The organism is Mesorhizobium sp. M0983 (genome assembly GCF_040318975.1).
GTDB lineage: Bacteria > Pseudomonadota > Alphaproteobacteria > Rhizobiales > Rhizobiaceae > Mesorhizobium.
Genome location: NZ_JAMYNH010000026.1, coordinates 24,916 through 44,453, shown reverse-complemented (window position 1 = coordinate 44,453; position 19,538 = coordinate 24,916). Strand labels below are relative to the sequence as shown.

Below are 19,538 nucleotides of genomic sequence, written 5' to 3'. Positions count from 1 at the left end.
GGGTCGTCGAGCCAGGAAAGTAGCGCGACAGCCCGCCTGTCTCAGTGGTGGTGGCCTTCCGGCTCGACCATCTTGAACGGCAGCACCTGCTCGCGACCCTTCGCGACCAGGATCAACCTCGCCTGGAACTCATGCGGCTCAGCAGGGGCGACGGTGCTCTCAAGCCGATGATGGTTGTCTGCAACGGGATCGAGGGGAAGCGTCTCTGGCCCTTCGGGCCGGTCGACTATCACCGTCGCCGCCAAGTCATCGGCGTGACGATCGATAGTCAGCCGCATCCGCTCGCCCGCCGGTGTATCGACGATTTCCAATGTCCCTTCAGCCAGATCGCAGACTACCTTGAAGGGCTCCGGCGCATGATGGTGAGCATGAGAGGTTTCCGCGGCCGGCCCGGCCGGGCTCATCAGGCGGACATTGGCTTCCGCCAACGCCGGCAGGTGAGCGAACAGCTCCTCCTTGAGGGCTTCGGTTACGCCCAGCACGTCCTTGGCGGTTGCCATCCCCGGAACACTGATGGCGACGTCCGCATGCAGACGATGTCCGATCCAGCGCGCCTGCACGCTTTCAACGCGCCCGATGCCCGACACGTGTTCGGCGGCATGATGGATTTCGTCGATGACGCCGGGCTCGACTCCGTCGAGCATGCGGGTCAATACGGCTTTCGACGACTGCCAGACGATGGCGAAGATCGCCACGGTGATCAGCAGCCCGACGATCGGATCGGCAAGCGGAAAGCCCAGCCAGACGCCGATAGCGCCCAGCACGACCGCCAGACTGGTAAAGCCGTCGGTGCGCGCATGATAGCCGTCGGCGATCAGTGCCGCGCTGTTGATCTCGCGGCCGACACGGATACGGAACACAGCGACGGCCTCGTTGCCGATGAAGCCTATGAGGCCGGCGATGGCGACCCAGCCAAGAAATGTGATGGGACGCGGATTGATCAGGCGATCGATCGCCTCGTAGCCGGCGACGATGGCACTGAAGAGGATGATGAGAACGATGATGATCCCGGCCAGATCCTCGACCCGGCCCAGCCCGTAGGTGAACGTCTTGCTCGGTTTGCGGCGGGCCAGCGCGAACGCGATCCACAGCGGAATGGCAGTGGCCGCGTCGCCGACATTGTGGATCGTGTCGGCCAGCAGCGCCACGCTGCCGGAGAGGAACACGACCACGAGCTGAAGCGCTGCTGTGATGGCCAGAACGACGAACGACCATTTGATCGCCCAGATGCCACGTGTCGTCGTGGCGATCGTCGGATCGATAACGCCGTGTGTGTGGCCATGGCCACCATCACCGTGATCATGTCCGTGGCCCCCCATGCCATGCGTCATCGGGCCAAACCCGAACCAATCGCGAACTTTGTCCATCATGGCGCTTCTCACAGGTACTTGGTGATGTCCTTGAACTCGTCGATCGAGCGGCGCTGCTCGCGCGCCAGCGGCCCGACGACGTCTTCAAGGCAATGGTTGAGATGATCCTGGATCAGGGTCTTCTTGGCCTGCGAAATGGCCTTCTCGACAGCATGAAGCTGCTGGGCGAGGTCGAGGCAGGACCGGCCCGCCTCGATCATGTCGATGACGCCCTTGAGATGTCCGCCGGCCCGTTTCAGGCGTTTGACGATATCGGGATGGGTTTCGTGGATGTGAGGTTGCTCGCCCATGTTTCGATACTATCCTCCTGGAGTGGATATGCAAGTCTCAAAGAGGCCTCGATTCTGATGTAGCAAAACCATTCCTTAGGATTTTAGAGAATAATCGCCATTCATGTCGAATCGGATCCGCAGCACGGTTTTTTGCCTGGTCATCGCTTTAGCGATGATGTTCGGCGTGCTCCGTCCTTTCGGCTATTCGACCTCACACGATCCGATCGCGATTGCCACCGCGGTTGAACGTCAAGGCGGAGCCGCCGCACAGATCGAAGATCATGGCCACGCACACGATGATGGCGTTTCCGGCGAGCAGAGCTCGGACCATTTTCACGGGCACAATGCGGCAGACCACTCGCACGAGACGGCGAGTACGCCCGCCGACTTCGCACCGACCGTTCCACAAGTCGGGCGCGGCTGGCTGAACTATCCGCCGATTTTCGTCGATCCGGGCATGACATTTCCGCTCGAGCGACCGCCCAGACGATTCCTCGCCGCATGATCGATGTCGCTCAGGCGACAAACCCTCAACGACGAAGATTGGAAATTCTATGCAAGGATCCTTCGACCGGGGTCGGTCACGCTCGTGTCGCGAACGTTGGCGACCCACCCTGCCCCTGCTTATCGCTCTCATGACCCTGCCGCTCCTGGGCGGGGCTGCCTTCGCCCACGCCGTGGCCGAGGGCGACAAGGGCTACATCCAGGAAATCTCGGGCATCAACGTGCTGCCCTTCATCTATCTCGGCGCCAAGCATATGGTGACCGGATACGACCACATCCTGTTCCTGTTCGGCGTGATCTTCTTCCTCTACCGGATGAAGCATATCGGCATCTATGTCAGCCTGTTCGCGCTCGGCCACTCCACGACGATGCTGCTTGGCGTCTATTTCAACGTCGGCATCAACAGCTACATCATCGACGCCATCATCGGCCTGTCGGTGGTCTACAAGGCACTCGACAATATGGGCGCGTTCCAGAGATGGCTCGGCTTCCAGCCGAACACCAAGGTCGCGACGCTGGTCTTCGGATTCTTCCACGGTTTCGGCCTGTCGACGAAGATCATCGAATACAACATCTCGTCGGACGGCCTGGTGCCCAACCTTTTGGCCTTCAATGTCGGTGTCGAGATCGGGCAGCTCTTGGCCCTTGGCGCCATCCTGATCATGATGGGCTACTGGCGTGGGACACGTAGCTTCTGGCGCCACGCCTATACCGCAAACGTCATCATGATGACGGCCGGTTTCCTGCTGATCGGATATCAGCTCACCGGCCTGTTCGTCGCAGCATAAGGAACCGATACCATGTACAACACCGACCTTCCCAGCCGCGCCGATTTGCCGACGTCAGCGCAGCTGAAGCGCTCCACCATGATTGCCGCGCTGACGGCGCTCGCCCTGCTCGTTACGGTTGTCATGCCGTCCGAGTATGCGATCGATCCGACTGGAGCAGGCAGATTGCTCGGCCTCACCAGAATGGGCGAAATCAAGACACAGTTGCCAGCCGAGGCGGCAGCGGACGAAATGGCCAGCGCGAAGGCTTCGGCCGAGCGGATGACGCAAATGGTCCCTCCAGCCGAGTTGATGGCGCGCATGGACCGAATTGAAAACCTCCTCGTTGCGCTTACCGCCGAACGACCCGCGTCGCAGCCATCCCCAGCTGGGGAGGCCGTTGCCCAAGACAACGTGACAGTTGGAGAGGTTACGCCTGCCCAGCCCCTGCCAGTCAATCCGAGTACGGCGCCACAGGTCGCCGAAATCCCTGCGGAAGCGCCGGCCCCGACTACCGGAAGGCGAGATGAAATGTCCTTCACACTGACGCCGGGTCAGGGCATTGAGGTTAAGCTTGTGATGCGGCAAGGCGCCAAGGCAAACTTCGCCTGGGCCGTGGACGGCGGCGTCGTCAACTTCGACGCCCATGGCGATGGAGGCGGACAATCTGTCAGTTATGAAAAGGGCCGCAGCGTTCCTTCCGGTGAAGGCGTGCTGGAAGCCGCCTTCGACGGGAACCACGGCTGGTTCTGGCGCAACCGCGGTGACAGCGACGTGACGCTGACCATCCAGACCGAAGGCGACTACATCGACATCAAGCGTCTGATCTAGCGCTATACGGGGTCGCCCGGCTCCGCTCGGAGAGTCGGGCGTCACTTAGCGGTCTGTTCCACCGAAGATGCGCGTCCAAGGTTTGCGCCTAGACGAGGACGCGGTTGGGTTCCGTGTACCGCCCTTTGAAGGCAGCTCAATCCTACTGACGGATCTTTACCGCCGGCAAGCACCAGTCAGACGACAGCCTCGATAGCGGGGAAATGGAGGGACAGATCCAACAGGCAAGTCAGCGTCACCGCCAAGAAAACCATCATGATTTGTGCAAACTCAATGCCCGCGACCGGAATGCTCTGGAGATCGCGAAGGTCATCATGGAAAGTGCAAATGGACATGAGGTCGGCACGGCTCTGATGCAGTTTCTACAAGCCGCCTCGTTCGTTTTGCCGGCCGGAGCCTTGGCTGGTCGCCCCCTCCAGGATCGGCATGTGCTGAAATCCATTCGGGAAGAGACCAGCCGCGCGGACTTTGAGTGAGTTCGATAGCCTCCATCAGGGCAAGGAGCAGGGCCGACAACTATGCGGCAAGCGAAATCTCTCGTTCAGCGAACACACACAATTAAATCCTGACGCAACCCAAGAGCGTGGGGCCGTGAGATTCAAGCTTTGGCTTGAGCTGTCTACCATTCTGTGGCCTGGATACGGCATGCTGGATCGAGACCAGCGTCAGTCGATCGACGAATTCAAGGCCATCACCAAACACCGGGGCGGTCACTGGGGTTGGGCTCACAAATGCGATAGTTCCTTCGCCTAGACCTCGCTCGACAGCGCATTGCGCGCCGCATAAAGCTCGGCGATGAAATCGGTTGTCAACGTCGAGTTGATGCCGTCTGGGGGACGCAAAATCAGTGCTCGGAAATGCACGGCTGGCTCGAATGGCTTGGCGACGATGCCGTCGATCATGCGGTCGGCAATGACGGAAGGATTGACCAGACCGATACCCATGCCCTTCGCGGCAAGGATCGCAATGGTCAGACCGTAAGGTGTTTCGATCAAGACGCGCGGCCGCACACGATGCTCGGCAAAGATCTTGTCCATGGCGAGCCGCACCGTGTCTTCCGGCGACAGTGCCAGGAACGCCTCACCCTCAAGATCAGCAGGCCTGACCACGGGCTTGTGGGCCAACCGATGGTTCTTCGGCATCACGCAGACAGCGCGCGGGGTGGTGAAGATGCTGTGCAGCACGCCTGTCGTGTCGATCTCGTCGGCAGCGAGACCGATGTCGAAACTGCCAGATGCCACCAGATCGCGCACGACGTTGGACGTGCGCACCTGATAGCTGATGCGAACCTGTGGATGTTTGTTCGAGAAAGCCGCGATGGCACGTGGCACCAGACCGTGGCCGAGTGCCGAGAGGCTGGCAACGCGGATCGTCCCCGTCCCGACTTCCTTGATCTGGGCCGCGCGCAGCTTGAGCCGACCCAACCCCACCAGATTGGCCTTTACCTCGATGTGGAAAAGTTCTCCTTCCCGGGTCGGCACCAGCCTGCCGCGGATACGGTCGAACAGCTTGAAACCGAGCTCCGATTCCAGCTTCGTCAGAGAGCGACTTATCGCGGGCTGCGAAGTATCCAGCAGCGTCGCCGCTGCGCCGGCGCCACCCGTGATCATGATTGCGTTGAACACATCGATGTCGCGCGGGTTCATTGGCATTCCATATCAAAAGTGGATTACCTTTATCGCCACGGTCATAGATGGCAATGGGCGAGCCAGTTAAAGTCCGCCCATGACCCGACACGACGACACTTCACATATCCATCCTCCCAGGCGCTCGGAGGAGCCATTCAGGTCGTTGGCGATGCCAGTTGAACGCGCCTCAACGGTCGTCTTCGACGATCTGGATTCCTTCGAGCGCCGCGTCGAGCGACTGTACGATGGCTTCAGTTACGGACTTTACGGGACTCCGACCAGCCGCCAGTTGGAAGACCACATCGCTGCGCTGGAAGGCGGATCTCGGGCGATCGTCGTCCCTTCCGGAATGGCGGCCATAACGCTGACGACCATAACCGTCTGCCATAGTGGCGATCGGGTTCTGATCCCGGAGACGTTCTATGGGCCGGCACGCGAAATGGCCGCCCGCATTCTCGCTCCCCTTGGCATCGATGCGGTGACCTACGACCCCAAGCTCGATGGAAGCATTTCGGCGTTGATCGATGGCAGGACGCGGCTGGTCTGGGTGGAATCGCCGGGTTCCGGGACCTTTGAGGTACAGGACGTGCCGGCAATCACGGCTGCGGCCCATGAGGCTGGCGCGCTTGTCGCGGTCGACAATACCTGGGCCTCACACTTGCTGTTCAAACCACTCAAGCATGGTGTCGACGTCTCGATGCAGGCACTTTCCAAACATGCCGGCGGCCACGGCGACCTGCTGATGGGCTCGGTGGCGGTGAACGACGAGAGCTTGTTCCGGCGGTTAAAGGATACCGCGCGTTTTCTCGGTTACGGCGTTTCGCCGGAGGATTGCGCATTGTGCGAGCGTGGCCTGATGACCATGCCGGTGCGCATGCGCCAAGCCGACAGCACCGCGCTGAACATCATATCGTGGCTGTCTGAGCGCCCCGAGGTTGCGCAGATCCTTCATCCGAGTGAGCCCGACCATCCCGGCCACTTGACCTGGAAGCGTGACTTCGCCGGATCGGCAGGTGTCTTCTCGTTTGTGTTACAGCCGGAACTAGCGCCGCACCAATCCGAGGCTCTGCGTCGTATGCGACTGTTCAGGCTAGGTGCAAGCTGGGGCGGGGTGCACTCGCTGATCTCCGTCAGTGATCCTCGAAAGCGGCGCAGTGGCCTCGGCTGGCTGAAGCCTGGCCCAGTTTGGCGGCTCTCTATCGGCCTGGAGGCCGTCGGCGACCTTCTCGCCGATCTGTCACAGGCCTTCGAACACTTTGCGGAAACGCGACGAACCACAGTTGGCGACGCCAAGGCTGCAGAATGACAACAACTTCAACGAAAGGGGAATGGATATGAAATGCGAAGGGCATAAATGGCTTGCCGCCTTAGCGATCGGGCTGGTCGGCCTGGCGTCAAGCGCGGGAGATGCGGCCGCGCAAAGCGTCGTCGAAAAGATAAAGGCACGCGGCTACGTCAGTTGCGGCGCGAGCCAGGGAGTGCCCGGTCTCTCTCGACCCGACGAAAAGGGGTATTATCGCGGCTTCGATTCCGACATCTGTCGGACATTCGCAGTCGCCATACTTGGGGACAAGGATAAGATCCGATACGTGCCGCTCAATGCCGCTCAGCGACTTCCTGCGCTACAGACTGGAGAAATCGACATTTTGTCGCGCACGTCCACGATCACCTACACGCGCGACGCCGTGGTCCGTTTCGTCTGGATCAACCTCTATGACACGGATGGCATCCTCGTCCGCAAAGCGGACAAAATCACCGAGCCGAAGCTGCTCGACGGAAAGACTGTCTGCCTTCAAGGCGGCGGCAGCTTGACCGAGAAGGCGATCGAGGAAACCGAGGAGGAGTTCGGGATCTCGATGAAGAAGGTCTACTACGACTCGACCCTCCAGGCCCGCGATGCCTTCTTCGGCGGCCGCTGCGATTCCTACGTCACCGATGGAACCGCGGCAGCAGGGCAGCGTGCCTCGGTCGCAAAGAATCCTAACGATTACGACATCATCAAAGTCGGAAAGGCTGCCGAGCCCAATGGCGTGGCGATCGCGCGCGGCGATGAACAGCTCTTCGACATCGTTCGCTGGACGATAAACGCCCTGTTCTGGGCAGAGGCCAACAACATCACGTCGGAAAATATCGACGAAAAGCTCGCTGTGGGCAATTCGGAGGTCCAGCGAGTGCTGGGCAAGGAAGCCGGCTTCGGCAAGCCCCTCGGGCTGGATGACAATTGGGTCTACAACGTCATCAAGCAGACCGGCAATTACGCCCAGATTTGGGATCGCAATCTTGGCAAGGATAGCCCGCTCAAGGTCGAACGCGGCTTGAACGCCCTGTGGAAAGATGGCGGCCTGAACTACCCTTTCCCGTGGGATTGAGGTGCGTCGAGGGGAGCGCCTGGCGCGCTCCCTCGCTTCCGATAGCGATGTGGATCCGAGGCCAGCATGTTGAGTGACGCCAAAATCAGATCAATCATCATTCAGGCCGCCTTGGCGACTGCTTTCCTGGCGTTCGCCGCGCTACTCGTCAGCACCACATTCGCCAACCTTGAGGCGCGCGGTATCCCGATAGGCTTTGACTTCTTGTCCATGCCGTCCAGGATCGTCATCTCCGAGGCAATCCTCACATACAAGTCGCGGGATCCGTACTACTGGGCCATTGTAGTCGGGCTGACCAACACAGTCTTCATTTCCACGCTGGTCATCGTCTTCTCGTCCATTCTCGGACTGATCGTGGGCATCACGCGGCTGAGCAGCAACCCACTGGCTGCGGGCACATGTCGCGTGTGGGTGGAACTGGCGCGCAATTCGCCCCCTATCGTCCTTCTGATCTTCCTGTATTCGCTATGGTGGAAAATGTTGCCGCCAGTCGGCGAGGCGCTCAACCCGCTGCCTGGCGTCTACGCTTCCATGCGCGGTTTCGTGGTCCCAGCCGTTGGCATCGACGTAGGCATGACCGGTCTCCTCATGATCTTGTGCGCCATCGCGCTCGCTATCGCAGGCTGGATCGCAGTACGCAAAGGTTGGTCGCCGAAGGCTGTCGCGCCCAGTGTGCTGGCAGTTAGCGCCGCAGGAGTTTGGCTCGCTGACGCGCGGTTCACCATCGACTGGCCGGTCTTCACCGGCTCGAACTTTGAAGGTGGCAAAGAACTGACCCCGGAGCTCAGCACGATCCTCATCGGATTGACCCTCTACACAACGGGTTTCGTAGCAGAAATCGTGCGTGGCGGTGTCCTGTCGATAGGCCGCGGCCAGTGGGACGCTGGCCATTCGCTTGGCCTTCCGCGCGGCAAGATATTGCGCCTGATCGTCATCCCCCAGATGCTGCGGGTAATCGTGCCACCGCTCAACAGCCAGTACATCAACGTCGTCAAGAACTCGACCTTGGCAATCGCGGTTGGCTACCCGGATTTCCTTGCAGTCATGAATACAGCCATCAGCAAGTCCAGCCACTCCATCGAAGGCGTCTTCATCATTCTTGGCGTCTATCTCGCCCTCAATCTCACCATGTCGGGCGCAGCCAACTGGTACAACCGCCGCATCGCCATCGTGGAGCGATAATCATGAAGGCCGTTTCTCTCCCGTTACCGGTCGATCCCCTGGAGCGACGTGTTCGCTTCCCAGTCCTGCAGCGTTCTGCCGGGCTCCTATTCGGTACGCCTTTCAACGCCGCATTGACGCTGGTGTTTGGCACTCTGCTGATGGTCACCGTCCCGCCAGTGCTGCGCTGGCTCGTCGTGGACGCAGTGCTGTTCGAATCCGACCCGAACGCCTGTCGTGCGGCGGCTGGAGCCTGCTGGAGTTTCGTATACGCCAAGTCCGGCCAACTCCTGTTCGGCATCTATCCGATTGATGACCGCTGGCGTCCCGCCATTGTGTGCCTACTCATCCTCGCGCTGCTGGGCTGGTCTGTTCGCCCGGCTAGCTGGAGGCCCCGATTACTCGCGCTCTGGTTGGCAGCATTCGCGTTGATCGTCTGGTTGATGGGTGGTGGCCTTGGCCTGGTCGAAGTCCCCACGTCCTTATGGGGCGGACTGCCTGTAACGTTGATACTGACCGTCGTTGCCATCGGTGTCGCCTTTCCGGTCGGCATTCTGCTTGCGCTGGCCCGACGCTCTTCCATGGCTGCGGTGCGGATCGGCGCGGTGGTACTGATTGAATCAGTGCGCGGCCTTCCCCTCTTGTCTATCCTGTTCGTGGCATCGATCATGATGCCGCTCTTCCTGCCGGAATCGCTGCTACCCGACAAATTCGTGCGCGCGCTGGTTGCTCTGACCATTTTTGCTGCGGCCTATCTGGCCGAGGTCATCCGCGGCGGGCTTCAGGCTATCCCCAATGGGCAATACGAGGCCGCCGCCGCGCTCGGCCTTCCCTTCTGGCGCACCCAGTACCTCGTTATCCTGCCACAGGCCATCCGCGTGGCCATCCCTGCACTAGCCAACACAATCATCGTCATGATCAAGAATACCAGTCTTGTCCTCGTCGTGGGCCTGTTCGACTTGATCAGTTCCGGCAAGGCAGCGCTTGCGGATCCCGAATGGCCATCGCCGGCGGCCGAGACCTTCCTGTTCATCGGCGCGATCTTCTTTGCGCTCTCCTTCTCCTTCGCCCGTTTCGCCGACTTCCTAGAACGGCGCGGTCCGACATCGCACTAGGAACAAGAACATGTTGTCATCCACCCCTCGCACGCGACATGCTAAATCTGGATCTTCTACTGCCGAAACGGCTGCCGTCGAGATGATTGGCGTCAACAAGTGGTACGGGACCTTCCATGTCTTGAAGAACATCAATCTCACCGTTCGTCGCGGCGAAAAGCTGGTGATCTGTGGACCGTCTGGGTCTGGCAAGTCCACGATAATCCGTTGCGTCAACCGGTTGGAGGAGCATCAGAAAGGTCATATCGTCGTAGATGGCACTGAGTTAACGAACGATCTGAAGAAGATCGATGAAATCCGCCGCGACATCGGCATGGTGTTTCAGCATTTCAACCTCTTTCCGCATCTGACCGTGTTGGAAAATTTGACGTTGGCGCCAATCTGGGTGCGTAGACTGCGGCGGAAGGAGGCTGAAGAGACAGCCATCCACTATCTCGAGCGCGTAGGGATTCTCGATCAGGCGCACAAATATCCGGGTCAGCTCTCTGGCGGCCAGCAGCAGCGCGTAGCCATTGCTCGCTCACTCTGCATGAACCCGAAAATTATGCTGTTCGACGAACCGACCTCGGCACTTGATCCCGAAATGGTCAAGGAGGTGCTAGATACAATGGCGTCGTTGGCCGATGATGGCATGACAATGCTGTGCGTCACCCACGAGATGGGATTCGCCCGCCAGGTTGCGGACCGCGTTGTGTTCATGGACCAGGGCGAGATTGTCGAGACGAACACTCCGGTCGAGTTCTTCACAAGCCCGCTTCATGAACGCAGCAAGCTGTTTCTCAGCCAGATTCTGAATTAAGCAGTTGAACGCGTCTGCTTTGACGAGTTCAATTACTCTATGTCGATTTGTTCGCACATTCTGCCAAAATCGGTCCCGACGTAGAGACGCTTGCCGACAACTGGATTAGCATCCGCTGTGGGCGCGTCGGCCGATGGGTTGATAGCATCCTAGACGACCGGCTTTGTTTGTATTGGCCGATGCTGAAATCCACTGTTAAAACCCGTTACGGCAAAGGTTTTCAAGATCGGCTTTTGCCATTCCCTCGATGCCGACCGCAGGAAGAATATCATTATCTGCCTTGAGATCGCGACCACAAGCTGCCGATAATATCGAAACTCCGGACTCGTGGAGTATCGCCGGTTTCCCCGTTAGTTTCCCCAGTAGTACGGTCGGCAGCAGTCCGAACGGAACATCCTCTAGAATATAGCGGCTTTCGATGGTTGTCGGGCCAAAGCCGCCACGGCCTTGGCGCTCCATCTCCTGGTTCATCTCCGAAACGGTTCCCATCGGAACATGGAACGACAGTGAAAAATGCTCTCTGACGGTGCGAACGGCGATGCTGAAATGGGCCGCGATGGCCAGCCGTTCGGCATCCAGAGCCTCGATAAGACGGCCGACGGCGGGAGTGACGTTTCCCCCCTGGCTCCATTGCTCGGCCTTCTCCATGCGTGTCAGGTTAAGAAGCGCAATACCTAGATGGTTTTGCGGGTTGAGGTTGCTGAGCGCGATCGCAAGCATCCCGTCGCGCTGGACGAAACGATCGCCGAACAAGGTCGTGCAAAGTTCGTGTCCTTGATCCTGGTAACTGAAAGGCAGCGTCGCCACGTCAAGCTTCTGGCGAATGGTGGTGACATGGACTTCGGTTGGTCCGAGCTGGCGGCCAGTCAATAGTGTTGTGCCCCAAACGACGATCGGCAACGAGACCTTGCGTTCGGCCAACCGCTTGGAGAGATAAAGCGCCGAGAACGAACAATGCGAACTGATGATGACCGGGATTCCATCAATCAGATGGGGGGCGGCGGCATCCATCACCATCTTGTGGCCGTAGGCCGGAAGCGCAATCACCACCACGTCCGCGTTGGCGACGGCATCCGTGCAATCCTTGGCAACGCGCACCAGCACCGTCGCGTCTATATCCCCTGTGGCTTTCAATAATTCACCCGCAGCCAACGCCCTGGTGCGCTGTCCCGACGGTGACCAAAGCGTTGGCGAATGTCCCGATCCTGCCAAATACGCGGCAAGGCCATAAGCAATCGCTCCGGCGCCCAGAATACTCACGCGCATAATATTCCTCCTGTTGCTGGCTTTGTGGTTCGAGAATCCTTGCCGTCGTCACACATGAAAGTTTTCATCAGGAGGTTCCGCAAGCCGGAGTCGCGTCTGCCGTCCTCGTCCGCCTCCGCCACGGATTCCGGCTCTGAAGCCGGCCAAATGCACAAAGCCGCAACGAACATTAGTTTCCGCTTGACATATATCAAAAACGAATGAGACGATGTCAATCATACGGATTGCGCATGAAGGAGACCATGGAAACCCGGGACCTTCAGACTTTTCTTGCGGTTGCCGCCAGCGGCAGCATCACCAAGGCGGCTGACATGCTCGGGCGCTCCCAACCTGCGGTGACACGCACGATTCAGGATCTCGAGGCCGAGCTTGGCTTCGAATTACTGCACCGGATCGGCCGACGGGTGCAGTTGTCTGAAGAGGGAGTCGCCTTTGAAGAGGAAGCGCGGCGCCTGCTGATGTCCTTCACCGAACTCGCAGCGCGAGCCAAAATGATCGCCGCCGGCAGGGGACGGATCCTGCAGATTGTCACAACATCTGCGATCGGGACCGGCTTGATCCCGACGGCCCTGGCCGAGCTCCAAGGTGCCGAGCTTCCACACGAGACGCATCTCGGGCAATTTCTTCCTTCGATCGTAGCCCAGGAGGTGCGCAGCGGACGCGCCGAGATCGGGTTTTCAAGCCTGCCGCTCGATACGCCCGGTCTGGATGTTCTACGGCTGTACTCGGCGCCTGACGTCGCTGCCGTGCGGGAGGACGATCCGCTGGCTGAACTTGATGTCGTGCCGCTTTCGGGTTTTGCCGGCCGCCGCGTCGCCACGCTGCTCAATCCACTGCGTTTTCAGTTGCACGTCGCCAAAGCGCTGGCGGCTCGCGGCATCGACACCGGCCCAGTGATCCGGACCAATACTGCCTATGGCGCGTTGCAGATCGTGCGTCAGACTGGGGTCGCGGCTGTCATCGATCCCCTCACGGCATACGGCGTGCCCCTGCCCGGTGTCGTCATTCGCCCTCTCGACGTAACCGTTCTCTTTTATTGGGGTGTTGTGGCTGCCGCAAACCGTCCCCTTCGTCCAGTTGCGCAGGCGCTGATGGATGCGGTCGAAGCGGTGGCTGAACGGTCGATCGCCGGTTTCAGGAAACTCGATCCAGCTTTGGCCGGCCAATTGGTCACCGATCCCGCCTCGGGCACAAATAACGGGACGGGAATATGAAGCATATTCCCACCCCGGCAGCATCGAGCGGCCTTGCCGCGCTGGAAGCCCAGCTCGCGCAGGATCTCGACTTTCTCGAGCTGCCCGCCAAGCCTTGGGTCCCCAAGCGCACGCACGATAGCGCCCCGGTCCGTGACGTCGTTGTCATTGGCGCCGGCATGTGCGGACTTGCTGCTACGGCAAAGCTTGTGCTGACCGGGATAACCAATGTCGTTGCCTACGATGCGGCTCCGGCCGGGCTCGAAGGACCATGGGTAACTTTTGCGCGTATGCAGACGCTGCGCTCGCCGAAAACCCTCCACGGTCCGTCGCTCGGGCTGCCGCAGCTCACGTTCCGCGCCTGGTTTACGGCACAATGGGGACCTGAGGCCTGGCAGTCGCTGGACAAAATCCCCAAGGGCCAGTGGATGGACTACCTGGTCTGGTACCGGAAGGTTCTTGGTCTGCCGGTGCGCAACAGCGTGCGCATGACCGGCGTCGCAGCCGTTGGTGATCTGATTGCAATCGATATCGAGGGCGCGGAAGCCGGCCGGGTTCTCACCCGTCGCCTCGTTCTGGCCACCGGTCGGTCCGGTCTCGGCGGTTTTGCCGTGCCCGATTTCCTCAGGGGCATCCATCGCGCCTATTGGGCCCATTCTGCCGACGACATCGATTTCGACGCACTGAAAGGTAAGCGTGTGGCGGTTATCGGCGCCGGTGCCTCTTCGATGGACAATGCCGCGACGGCGCTCGAGGCCGGAGCCGGCTCGGTCGACATGTTGATCCGGCGCAAGGAAATGCCGCGCATCAACAAGCTGACCGGCATAGGCAGCCAGGGCGTTGTACATGGCATTTATCACCTGCCCGATGCCTGGAAGTGGAAATTCTTCGACTATACCGCCTCGACCCAAACACCGCCGCCGCGTTCATCGACGCTTCGGGTGTCTCGTCGTGCGAATGCCCGGTTCTTTCTCGACTGCGGCATAGTCGCGGTAAAGGAAGATGCCGAAGGCCTTCTGGTCGAAACCACACAAGGGCCGATGCGCTACGATTTCATGATCGCGGCAACCGGCTTTTCAAACGATTTCAGCGACCGCCCGGAATTTGCAGCACTCGCCCCACACATCCGCACCTGGTCGGATGGCCGATATACACCGGATATGGGGCCGGCTCGTACAGGCATGTCGGAGGCGCCAGATCTCGGTCCCGCCTTCGAATTTCGCGAACACGTTCCCGGCTCCTGCCCGATGCTAGCACATATCCACTGCTTCAACGACGCCGCCATGCTGACCCACGGCAAGGTCTCCGGCGATATCCCGGCCGTCAGTGCCGGTGCCGACCGTCTGGTCCGCGGCATTGCCGCGTCGCTGTTTGCCGAAGATGTCGAAACCCACTTCGCCAATCTGATCGCCTACGACACGCCGGAGCTTCTGGGCGACGAATGGGTCGATTCAACACCCTTGCTGCATAAGGAGGCCGCGCTGTGATCGACGCAATGGACAAGGCCGCCGGTATTTCGCCGAACGATGCACTTTTCGCTGCGCGGCGGTTTCGGCCCGAATTTGTGCAAGGGGCGGAGGAATGTCGCCTCTCCGTCCTGCAGCCGGCAAACGATCAGGGGCTGGCGTCGAATTTGAGGGTTGCTCTGGCCCGTCGCATGGCCGCTCTGAATGCCGATCCCGTCCTGATGGCCGAATATGATGTGCAACTGGCCCAACTTGGTCCGACAGAGCAGCTCAGGGCATTGGCTCGGGGCGAAACGGATCTCGATGAGCCATTGGCGACCATCGCCCGTCACGTCGACCTGATCACGCTGATGCCGAAAAAGGCGGAGGCGAGCCACATCGCCCTCCTCGCTGCGGCCGGACTGAACAATCCTCAGATCGTCGCGCTCTCCGAACTGATTGCGTTCGTCAATTTTCAGACCCGAGTGGCGACCGGTCTGCGATTGTTGAGGTTGGCATGATTTCCTCTGTTCGCCTGAAGCCGCTCAATTGGCATCCCCACATCGCACCGGTCGAGCTCTCCGAGGCCACGCCGGAACAGCTCGAAGCGATGAAGGTCACGCCATCGGCCAAGAAAGTTTCGGAGTATGTGCGCACCCTTGTGCATGATCCCGAGAGCTATCTTGCCCGCACCGTCTTGTTCAACGCGATCATGTATGTCGAAGGCGGGCTTGCCCGTCCCGACCGCGAACTTGGCGCATTGGGTGCCTCGATCGTCAATGGCTGCAAATTCTGCGCCGTTGTTCACGCCCGCCGCCATGCAGAGCTGACCAAGAGCGATGATGTGGTCACCGCGCTTTATCTCGACAAACCCGAGGCGCTCGGGCCGCGCGATGCGGCAATCTACAGCTTTGCCCGCCGTCTGTCGGCGGCGCCGTCGGAAGCAACGGTAGACGACATCGCCTCGCTGCGTGCCGTCGGCATGAATGATGCCGAGATCATCGACCTTGTCCACGCCATAGCGATCTTCGGCTGGGCAAACAGGCTGATGCACGTTCTCGGCCACGCGGAGAGCGGATGATGACGCCGCATACGGTCAAAGCAGTCCGTCCCCCACTCTGAAGGACCAACCAGAAATGCTTGAACTCAAAGATGTAAAGCTGTCTTACGGAAGCACGCAGGTCCTGAACGGCGTCAATCTCTCGGTAAAGCGGGGTGACGTGGTGTCGATCATCGGCCCCAGCGGCACCGGCAAGACCACGCTGCTGAAATGCATCAACTACCTGGCCAAGCCGTCGTCAGGAACCATCGCGTTCGACCAGATTCGGATGGACTACCAGCGCGCCGACAAGACCGCTGTCCAGGCGATCCGGCTTCGCACAGCGATGGTCTTTCAGCAGTTCAATGTCTTCAAGAACATGACCGTCCTCCAGAACGTGATGGATCCGCTGGTCGTCGTGCAGCGCAAGTCAACGGACGAGGCGCGTGAAATCGCGCTGCGAGAGCTTGACCGGGTCGGTCTCTCAGCGAAGCGGGACAGCTATCCGTCCCAGCTGTCGGGCGGCCAGCTCCAGCGCACCGGCATCGCGCGTGCGCTGGCGGTTCGTCCCAACGTGATGCTCTTCGATGAGCCTACGTCATCGCTGGATCCTGAACTCGTCGGTGAAGTTCTGAAGGTGATCAAGGATGTCACGTCGTCAGGGATCACTTCGCTGCTTGTGACCCACGAGATGCAATTCGCAAAGAACATCTCGAACCGGATCGTCTTCATGGATCGTGGCGTGGTTGCCGCCGATGGCAGTCCAGCTGAGATCTTCGATGCACCATCCAGCCCACGACTTGCTCAATTCCTGCAGTCAGAACTCGCTTTTCAATAGCTCAACAAGAAGGGAACCTAAGAAATGTCTGCAATCACATCCAGTTTTTCCCGTCGCGCTGCCCTGGCTGTTGCCGGCGGCATCGCAATTGCTCTTGCAACCGCGGGGATCAGCAATGGTCAGACCGTTCGCACGATCAAGATCGCGACGTCTGCCGAATCCAAGCCGCTGGCATGGGGCGCGATCGGCGTAGAGCCGCAAGGCTATGAACCCGATCTTCTGAGAGCGATCAACGCAAAGCTGCCGCAGTATAAGTTCGAAATGGAAGGTGTTTCGGATATCGCGCAGGAAACCGGCCTCGCCACGGGCAAGTACGACATCGCCGTCGGTGGCTACTACAAATCCCCTGAGCGCGCCAAGCAGTTCTTCATTCCGGAAAACCCCATGGGCGCCAGCCTGATGAAGATCTACAGCAAAAAAGGCAGCGGCATCAAGGAAATGAAGGACCTGGTCGGCAAGAGGATCGTTCCGACCACGGCCGGCGGCGGCACCTACAAGTTCATCATGAACTGGCAAAAAGAAAATCCACAATACAAGCTTGATGTTACGGCATCGAGCGCCGGTATTCCCTATCCCAACCGACTGGACGAAGTTCAGAACGGCAAATTCGACGCGCTTGTTCTGCCTTCGAATCTCGGTGAGCAGACCGTCATCGAGGAAAAGAAGCTCGATATCGTGGCATCCGATCCGGTCTTCAGCAACAACACCTACATGCTGATTCATAGGTCGGACGAAAACAAGGTTTTAGCCGACGATGTGAACAAGGTTCTCAAGGAATTAAAAGACGATGGCACGATCGAAAAGCTCTCGCAGAAATGGTTCGGCGAGGACATCGTCAAATACATGAAGTAACAGGACCTTTTCCCAACCATGTAGCGATAGCCAGCGGTAAGGCTGAATTGCAAGAAGGAGCGTTTCAAAGTGGATGTTTCTGCTATGATTCCCGAGTTGCTCTCGGCGTTGCCGCTGACTCTCGCCATCACCGTTACGGCCATGGTCGTCGGCTTTTGCTTGGCTCTCGTCGCGACAACACTCCGAGTTCAGAGGATACCGGTGATCAGTCACCTGACTGACCTCTACGTGTCCTATGCCCGGAGTGTTCCCGTCGTCCTGCAGTTATTCGTCGCGTTCTACGGGCTGCCCTTGTTGGTGATCCTGTTCGGCGCCGAGGATTTTATTTCTGCAACGATCGCTGCGATGGTGGGGCTGAGCCTCTATCATGGAGGGTATCTGTCGGAAGTCATGCGACCTGCATACCTGGCCGTCGATCGCGGCCAGCATGATGCGGCCGACAGTCTGGGATATACCTTCCGACAGAAGATCACCCGCGTAGTCGGCCCGCAAGCGGTGCACTTCGCATTGCCGGGCTATGGAAACGCCATCATCTACCTGATCCATAACGTTGCGCTGGTCATGTACATCGGGGCAGCGGATGTGATGGCGACCGCGCACTTGATCATGGAGCGCGACTATAACCAGTACCAGTTCGAAACGTACCTCGTGCTGGCGGTTATCTATTCGCTGATGTGCCTCGTCGCGTGGCTCATCGTGCGCTTCTTCGAGCTTCGCTCGCCAATGCAAGCGCCAGAGGCGACGACAACAGCTCAGATCAAGAACGCGGCCGTCGCGAGCGTGTGACGTAAGGGGTAATCCGACCATGTTTGATACCGATATTCTGCTCCAGGACTCGCAGGAAATTCTGAGTGCCGTACCCGTGACAATTGGAATGGCGCTCATGATTTTCGTCCTGTCGACGATAGTCGGCAGCATATTCGCGCTTATCGAATACAGACGGGTGCCAGTGCTGCGAGAGCTCATCATGACTTACAAGATCGTCTTCAAGGGCGTTCCGATGGTCATCGTGATTTTCCTCGCCTATTTCGGTCTGCCGCCCGCATTCCAGTTCCTGTTCTCATTGCTGGGGATCAACTTCAACGCCCACGAAACCCCCAATTGGGTCATCCTTGTAGTTGCGATTACCGGCTGTGTCGCCGCGTTCCAATCGGAGATTATCAAGGGAGCCCTGAATGCATTCGACACCGGTCAGTCGGACGCAGCCCATTCGCTGGGCTATACGGGCGGCCAACTGTTCCGACGTATCTTATTTCCCCAGGTGGCCCTCACGGCAATTCCCGACCTAACAACTTCGATGATGGTCATCATGAAGGCTCTTTCTCTCGGATTCGCCATCGAGGTTGTCGATATCTTCGCCCAGTCCCAGCTGACCGCAGCGCTGAACTACTACTACCTCGAAGCCTTCGTGATCGCCGTCGTGATCTACATGGTGATCGCCTATATCGTCACCCAGATTGCCGACAGGCTGGAGCAGGCGCTGAGGGTGCGGACGTGAGGGCAAGTGTGTGGGTCAGGATCGCCAAGCTTCGGATATCGAGCCGCACCTGGGAGACAATTCTTTTGGGGATGAAAAGCTTGAGGCGAACCTCAAATAGCCGATGCATGTACCGGTGATTTGACGCGGTTCCATAGACAGCGGTCCCCCGCTATCACCATCCCGCGCCACGACGTGCATGCATAAGCGTTCGCCGTGCCTATTCTGAGGCTCGAGCTTAAAGCGATCGAACGAGCGTGCTGAGTGCTGCCTTCGGGAGCAACGCTCATCGGTTGCGCTGAGGTGCCCTCACTCGGGCCCCCACACGTGAGCGAGCGCGCTGCTTGTGGATCGCACCGTGATCAAACTGCCGGGAGCATCTCCAAGAGCGACCGCGTTGATTAAGAAGCTAGCTAGGCCCTCAACGCGTTCCGATGCCCGGCTCTTTTATAAGCGCCCGCAATTCGGCTGGAGGGGCAAGGCAAAAAGTTCGAAAAGCTTCCAAGAACCCCAGTCGATCCCCAATTGTAGAACCGTAAAAAGACCGCTTTGGACCGAATCTGACTCGCGCAGCGCGATGTGAACGGCGGCTTTGAACCTCTTTGCGGCAAT

At 59.3% G+C, this 19,538-nt stretch carries 21 protein-coding genes; 17 read left to right on the top strand and 4 right to left on the bottom strand.

The genetic code is table 11. From position 1 onward, the window contains the following. Window positions 1-41: 41 nt before the first annotated feature. Together NKH71_RS28975 and NKH71_RS28970 are read right to left on the bottom strand one after the other, a co-directional pair. Window positions 42-1,370 (bottom strand): cation diffusion facilitator family transporter, encoded by a 1,329-nt coding sequence (locus NKH71_RS28975; protein ID WP_352895619.1) that lies wholly within the window; start codon window positions 1,368-1,370, stop codon window positions 42-44. An 8-nt stretch (window positions 1,371-1,378) separates the two neighbouring features. Beyond that, the gene (locus tag NKH71_RS28970; protein ID WP_352663519.1) at window positions 1,379-1,660 is read right to left on the bottom strand and encodes a metal-sensing transcriptional repressor; all 282 of its coding nucleotides are present in this window, start codon (window positions 1,658-1,660) and stop codon (window positions 1,379-1,381) included. Between the two features lie 103 nt (window positions 1,661-1,763). Between NKH71_RS28970 and NKH71_RS28965 the strand changes: the two genes are divergently transcribed. The 4 genes from NKH71_RS28965 to NKH71_RS28950 all read left to right on the top strand — a co-directional run bounded on the left by NKH71_RS28965 (window position 1,764) and on the right by NKH71_RS28950 (window position 4,220). Beyond that, window positions 1,764-2,147, top strand: a complete 384-nt coding sequence (locus NKH71_RS28965) for a hypothetical protein (protein WP_352895617.1) — start codon at window positions 1,764-1,766, stop codon at window positions 2,145-2,147. A gap of 130 nt (window positions 2,148-2,277) precedes the next feature. Further along, entirely contained in the window at window positions 2,278-2,934 is a 657-nt protein-coding gene (locus tag NKH71_RS28960; protein WP_352895615.1) for a HupE/UreJ family protein, read from the top strand. Between the two features lie 12 nt (window positions 2,935-2,946). Continuing rightward, entirely contained in the window at window positions 2,947-3,744 is a 798-nt protein-coding gene (locus NKH71_RS28955; protein ID WP_352895613.1) for a hypothetical protein, read from the top strand. Window positions 3,745-3,947: 203 nt separating this feature from the next. Further along, entirely contained in the window at window positions 3,948-4,220 is a 273-nt protein-coding gene (locus tag NKH71_RS28950) for a hypothetical protein (RefSeq protein WP_352895611.1), read from the top strand. Between the two features lie 273 nt (window positions 4,221-4,493). Here the strand turns inward: NKH71_RS28950 and NKH71_RS28945 are convergent, their stop codons facing one another. After that, on the bottom strand, window positions 4,494-5,390 hold the full coding sequence (locus NKH71_RS28945; RefSeq protein ID WP_352895609.1) for a LysR family transcriptional regulator: 897 nt from the start codon (window positions 5,388-5,390) through the stop codon (window positions 4,494-4,496). 79 nt (window positions 5,391-5,469) lie between these two features. On the opposite strand from NKH71_RS28945, the gene metC reads away from it, so the two are divergent. From metC to NKH71_RS28920, 5 genes are all read left to right on the top strand, one after another. Next, complete coding sequence (gene metC / locus NKH71_RS28940) at window positions 5,470-6,678, top strand: cystathionine beta-lyase (protein WP_352895607.1); 1,209 nt, start codon at window positions 5,470-5,472, stop codon at window positions 6,676-6,678. Continuing rightward, on the top strand, window positions 6,653-7,741 hold the full coding sequence (locus NKH71_RS28935; RefSeq protein WP_352895605.1) for a transporter substrate-binding domain-containing protein: 1,089 nt from the start codon (window positions 6,653-6,655) through the stop codon (window positions 7,739-7,741). Before metC ends, NKH71_RS28935 begins: the two co-directional genes overlap by 26 nt. A 66-nt stretch (window positions 7,742-7,807) precedes the next feature. Continuing rightward, a complete protein-coding gene (locus NKH71_RS28930; protein ID WP_352895603.1) occupies window positions 7,808-8,923 on the top strand; it encodes an amino acid ABC transporter permease in 1,116 nt (371 codons plus the stop codon). Window positions 8,924-8,925: 2 nt separating this feature from the next. Further along, window positions 8,926-10,017, top strand: coding sequence for an amino acid ABC transporter permease (locus NKH71_RS28925; RefSeq protein ID WP_352895601.1), 1,092 nt, complete (start codon window positions 8,926-8,928; stop codon window positions 10,015-10,017). A gap of 10 nt (window positions 10,018-10,027) precedes the next feature. Beyond that, a complete protein-coding gene (locus NKH71_RS28920) occupies window positions 10,028-10,816 on the top strand; it encodes an amino acid ABC transporter ATP-binding protein (RefSeq protein ID WP_502900426.1) in 789 nt (262 codons plus the stop codon). A gap of 195 nt (window positions 10,817-11,011) precedes the next feature. Here the strand turns inward: NKH71_RS28920 and NKH71_RS28915 are convergent, their stop codons facing one another. After that, the gene (locus NKH71_RS28915) at window positions 11,012-12,082 is read right to left on the bottom strand and encodes an NAD/NADP octopine/nopaline dehydrogenase family protein (RefSeq protein ID WP_352895599.1); all 1,071 of its coding nucleotides are present in this window, start codon (window positions 12,080-12,082) and stop codon (window positions 11,012-11,014) included. A gap of 230 nt (window positions 12,083-12,312) precedes the next feature. On the opposite strand from NKH71_RS28915, the gene NKH71_RS28910 reads away from it, so the two are divergent. The 8 genes from NKH71_RS28910 (at window position 12,313) to NKH71_RS28875 (ending at window position 18,947) form a co-directional block, all read left to right on the top strand. After that, a complete protein-coding gene (locus tag NKH71_RS28910) occupies window positions 12,313-13,296 on the top strand; it encodes a LysR family transcriptional regulator (protein WP_352484297.1) in 984 nt (327 codons plus the stop codon). Beyond that, window positions 13,293-14,762, top strand: a complete 1,470-nt coding sequence (locus NKH71_RS28905) for an NAD(P)-binding domain-containing protein (protein WP_352895597.1) — start codon at window positions 13,293-13,295, stop codon at window positions 14,760-14,762. Before NKH71_RS28910 ends, NKH71_RS28905 begins: the two co-directional genes overlap by 4 nt. Continuing rightward, a complete protein-coding gene (locus tag NKH71_RS28900; protein ID WP_352848472.1) occupies window positions 14,759-15,241 on the top strand; it encodes a CMD domain-containing protein in 483 nt (160 codons plus the stop codon). The genes NKH71_RS28905 and NKH71_RS28900 overlap by 4 nt, the downstream gene beginning before the upstream one ends. Continuing rightward, a complete protein-coding gene (locus NKH71_RS28895; RefSeq protein ID WP_352817334.1) occupies window positions 15,238-15,801 on the top strand; it encodes a peroxidase-related enzyme in 564 nt (187 codons plus the stop codon). The genes NKH71_RS28900 and NKH71_RS28895 overlap by 4 nt, the downstream gene beginning before the upstream one ends. Before the next feature lie 55 nt (window positions 15,802-15,856). Then, a complete protein-coding gene (locus NKH71_RS28890) occupies window positions 15,857-16,597 on the top strand; it encodes an amino acid ABC transporter ATP-binding protein (protein WP_031212966.1) in 741 nt (246 codons plus the stop codon). Between the two features lie 24 nt (window positions 16,598-16,621). Then, window positions 16,622-17,449 (top strand): transporter substrate-binding domain-containing protein, encoded by an 828-nt coding sequence (locus tag NKH71_RS28885; protein ID WP_352484295.1) that lies wholly within the window; start codon window positions 16,622-16,624, stop codon window positions 17,447-17,449. 69 nt (window positions 17,450-17,518) lie between these two features. After that, the gene (locus NKH71_RS28880; RefSeq protein ID WP_031194989.1) at window positions 17,519-18,235 is read left to right on the top strand and encodes an amino acid ABC transporter permease; all 717 of its coding nucleotides are present in this window, start codon (window positions 17,519-17,521) and stop codon (window positions 18,233-18,235) included. Between the two features lie 19 nt (window positions 18,236-18,254). Beyond that, window positions 18,255-18,947: an amino acid ABC transporter permease gene (locus tag NKH71_RS28875; RefSeq protein ID WP_352895594.1), complete on the top strand. Its 693-nt coding sequence runs from the start codon at window positions 18,255-18,257 to the stop codon at window positions 18,945-18,947. The last annotated feature ends 591 nt before the right edge of the window (window positions 18,948-19,538 follow it).

What these genes read in the sequence shown, in the direction of transcription:
- NKH71_RS28945 (WP_352895609.1), bottom strand. Translation starts at nt 5,390, where the DNA reads ATGAACCCGCGCGACATCGATGTGTTCAACGCAATCATGATCACGGGT.
- NKH71_RS28890 (WP_031212966.1), top strand. Translation starts at nt 15,857, where the DNA reads ATGCTTGAACTCAAAGATGTAAAGCTGTCTTACGGAAGCACGCAGGTC.
- NKH71_RS28910 (WP_352484297.1), top strand. Translation starts at nt 12,313, where the DNA reads ATGAAGGAGACCATGGAAACCCGGGACCTTCAGACTTTTCTTGCGGTT.
- NKH71_RS28920 (WP_502900426.1), top strand. Translation starts at nt 10,028, where the DNA reads ATGTTGTCATCCACCCCTCGCACGCGACATGCTAAATCTGGATCTTCT.
- NKH71_RS28875 (WP_352895594.1), top strand. Translation starts at nt 18,255, where the DNA reads ATGTTTGATACCGATATTCTGCTCCAGGACTCGCAGGAAATTCTGAGT.
- NKH71_RS28960 (WP_352895615.1), top strand. Translation starts at nt 2,278, where the DNA reads ATGACCCTGCCGCTCCTGGGCGGGGCTGCCTTCGCCCACGCCGTGGCC.
- NKH71_RS28905 (WP_352895597.1), top strand. Translation starts at nt 13,293, where the DNA reads ATGAAGCATATTCCCACCCCGGCAGCATCGAGCGGCCTTGCCGCGCTG.
- NKH71_RS28965 (WP_352895617.1), top strand. Translation starts at nt 1,764, where the DNA reads ATGTCGAATCGGATCCGCAGCACGGTTTTTTGCCTGGTCATCGCTTTA.
- NKH71_RS28885 (WP_352484295.1), top strand. Translation starts at nt 16,622, where the DNA reads ATGTCTGCAATCACATCCAGTTTTTCCCGTCGCGCTGCCCTGGCTGTT.
- NKH71_RS28930 (WP_352895603.1), top strand. Translation starts at nt 7,808, where the DNA reads ATGTTGAGTGACGCCAAAATCAGATCAATCATCATTCAGGCCGCCTTG.
- NKH71_RS28915 (WP_352895599.1), bottom strand. Translation starts at nt 12,082, where the DNA reads ATGCGCGTGAGTATTCTGGGCGCCGGAGCGATTGCTTATGGCCTTGCC.
- NKH71_RS28955 (WP_352895613.1), top strand. Translation starts at nt 2,947, where the DNA reads ATGTACAACACCGACCTTCCCAGCCGCGCCGATTTGCCGACGTCAGCG.
- NKH71_RS28975 (WP_352895619.1), bottom strand. Translation starts at nt 1,370, where the DNA reads ATGATGGACAAAGTTCGCGATTGGTTCGGGTTTGGCCCGATGACGCAT.
- metC (WP_352895607.1), top strand. Translation starts at nt 5,470, where the DNA reads ATGACCCGACACGACGACACTTCACATATCCATCCTCCCAGGCGCTCG.
- NKH71_RS28895 (WP_352817334.1), top strand. Translation starts at nt 15,238, where the DNA reads ATGATTTCCTCTGTTCGCCTGAAGCCGCTCAATTGGCATCCCCACATC.
- NKH71_RS28950 (WP_352895611.1), top strand. Translation starts at nt 3,948, where the DNA reads ATGGAGGGACAGATCCAACAGGCAAGTCAGCGTCACCGCCAAGAAAAC.
- NKH71_RS28925 (WP_352895601.1), top strand. Translation starts at nt 8,926, where the DNA reads ATGAAGGCCGTTTCTCTCCCGTTACCGGTCGATCCCCTGGAGCGACGT.
- NKH71_RS28970 (WP_352663519.1), bottom strand. Translation starts at nt 1,660, where the DNA reads ATGGGCGAGCAACCTCACATCCACGAAACCCATCCCGATATCGTCAAA.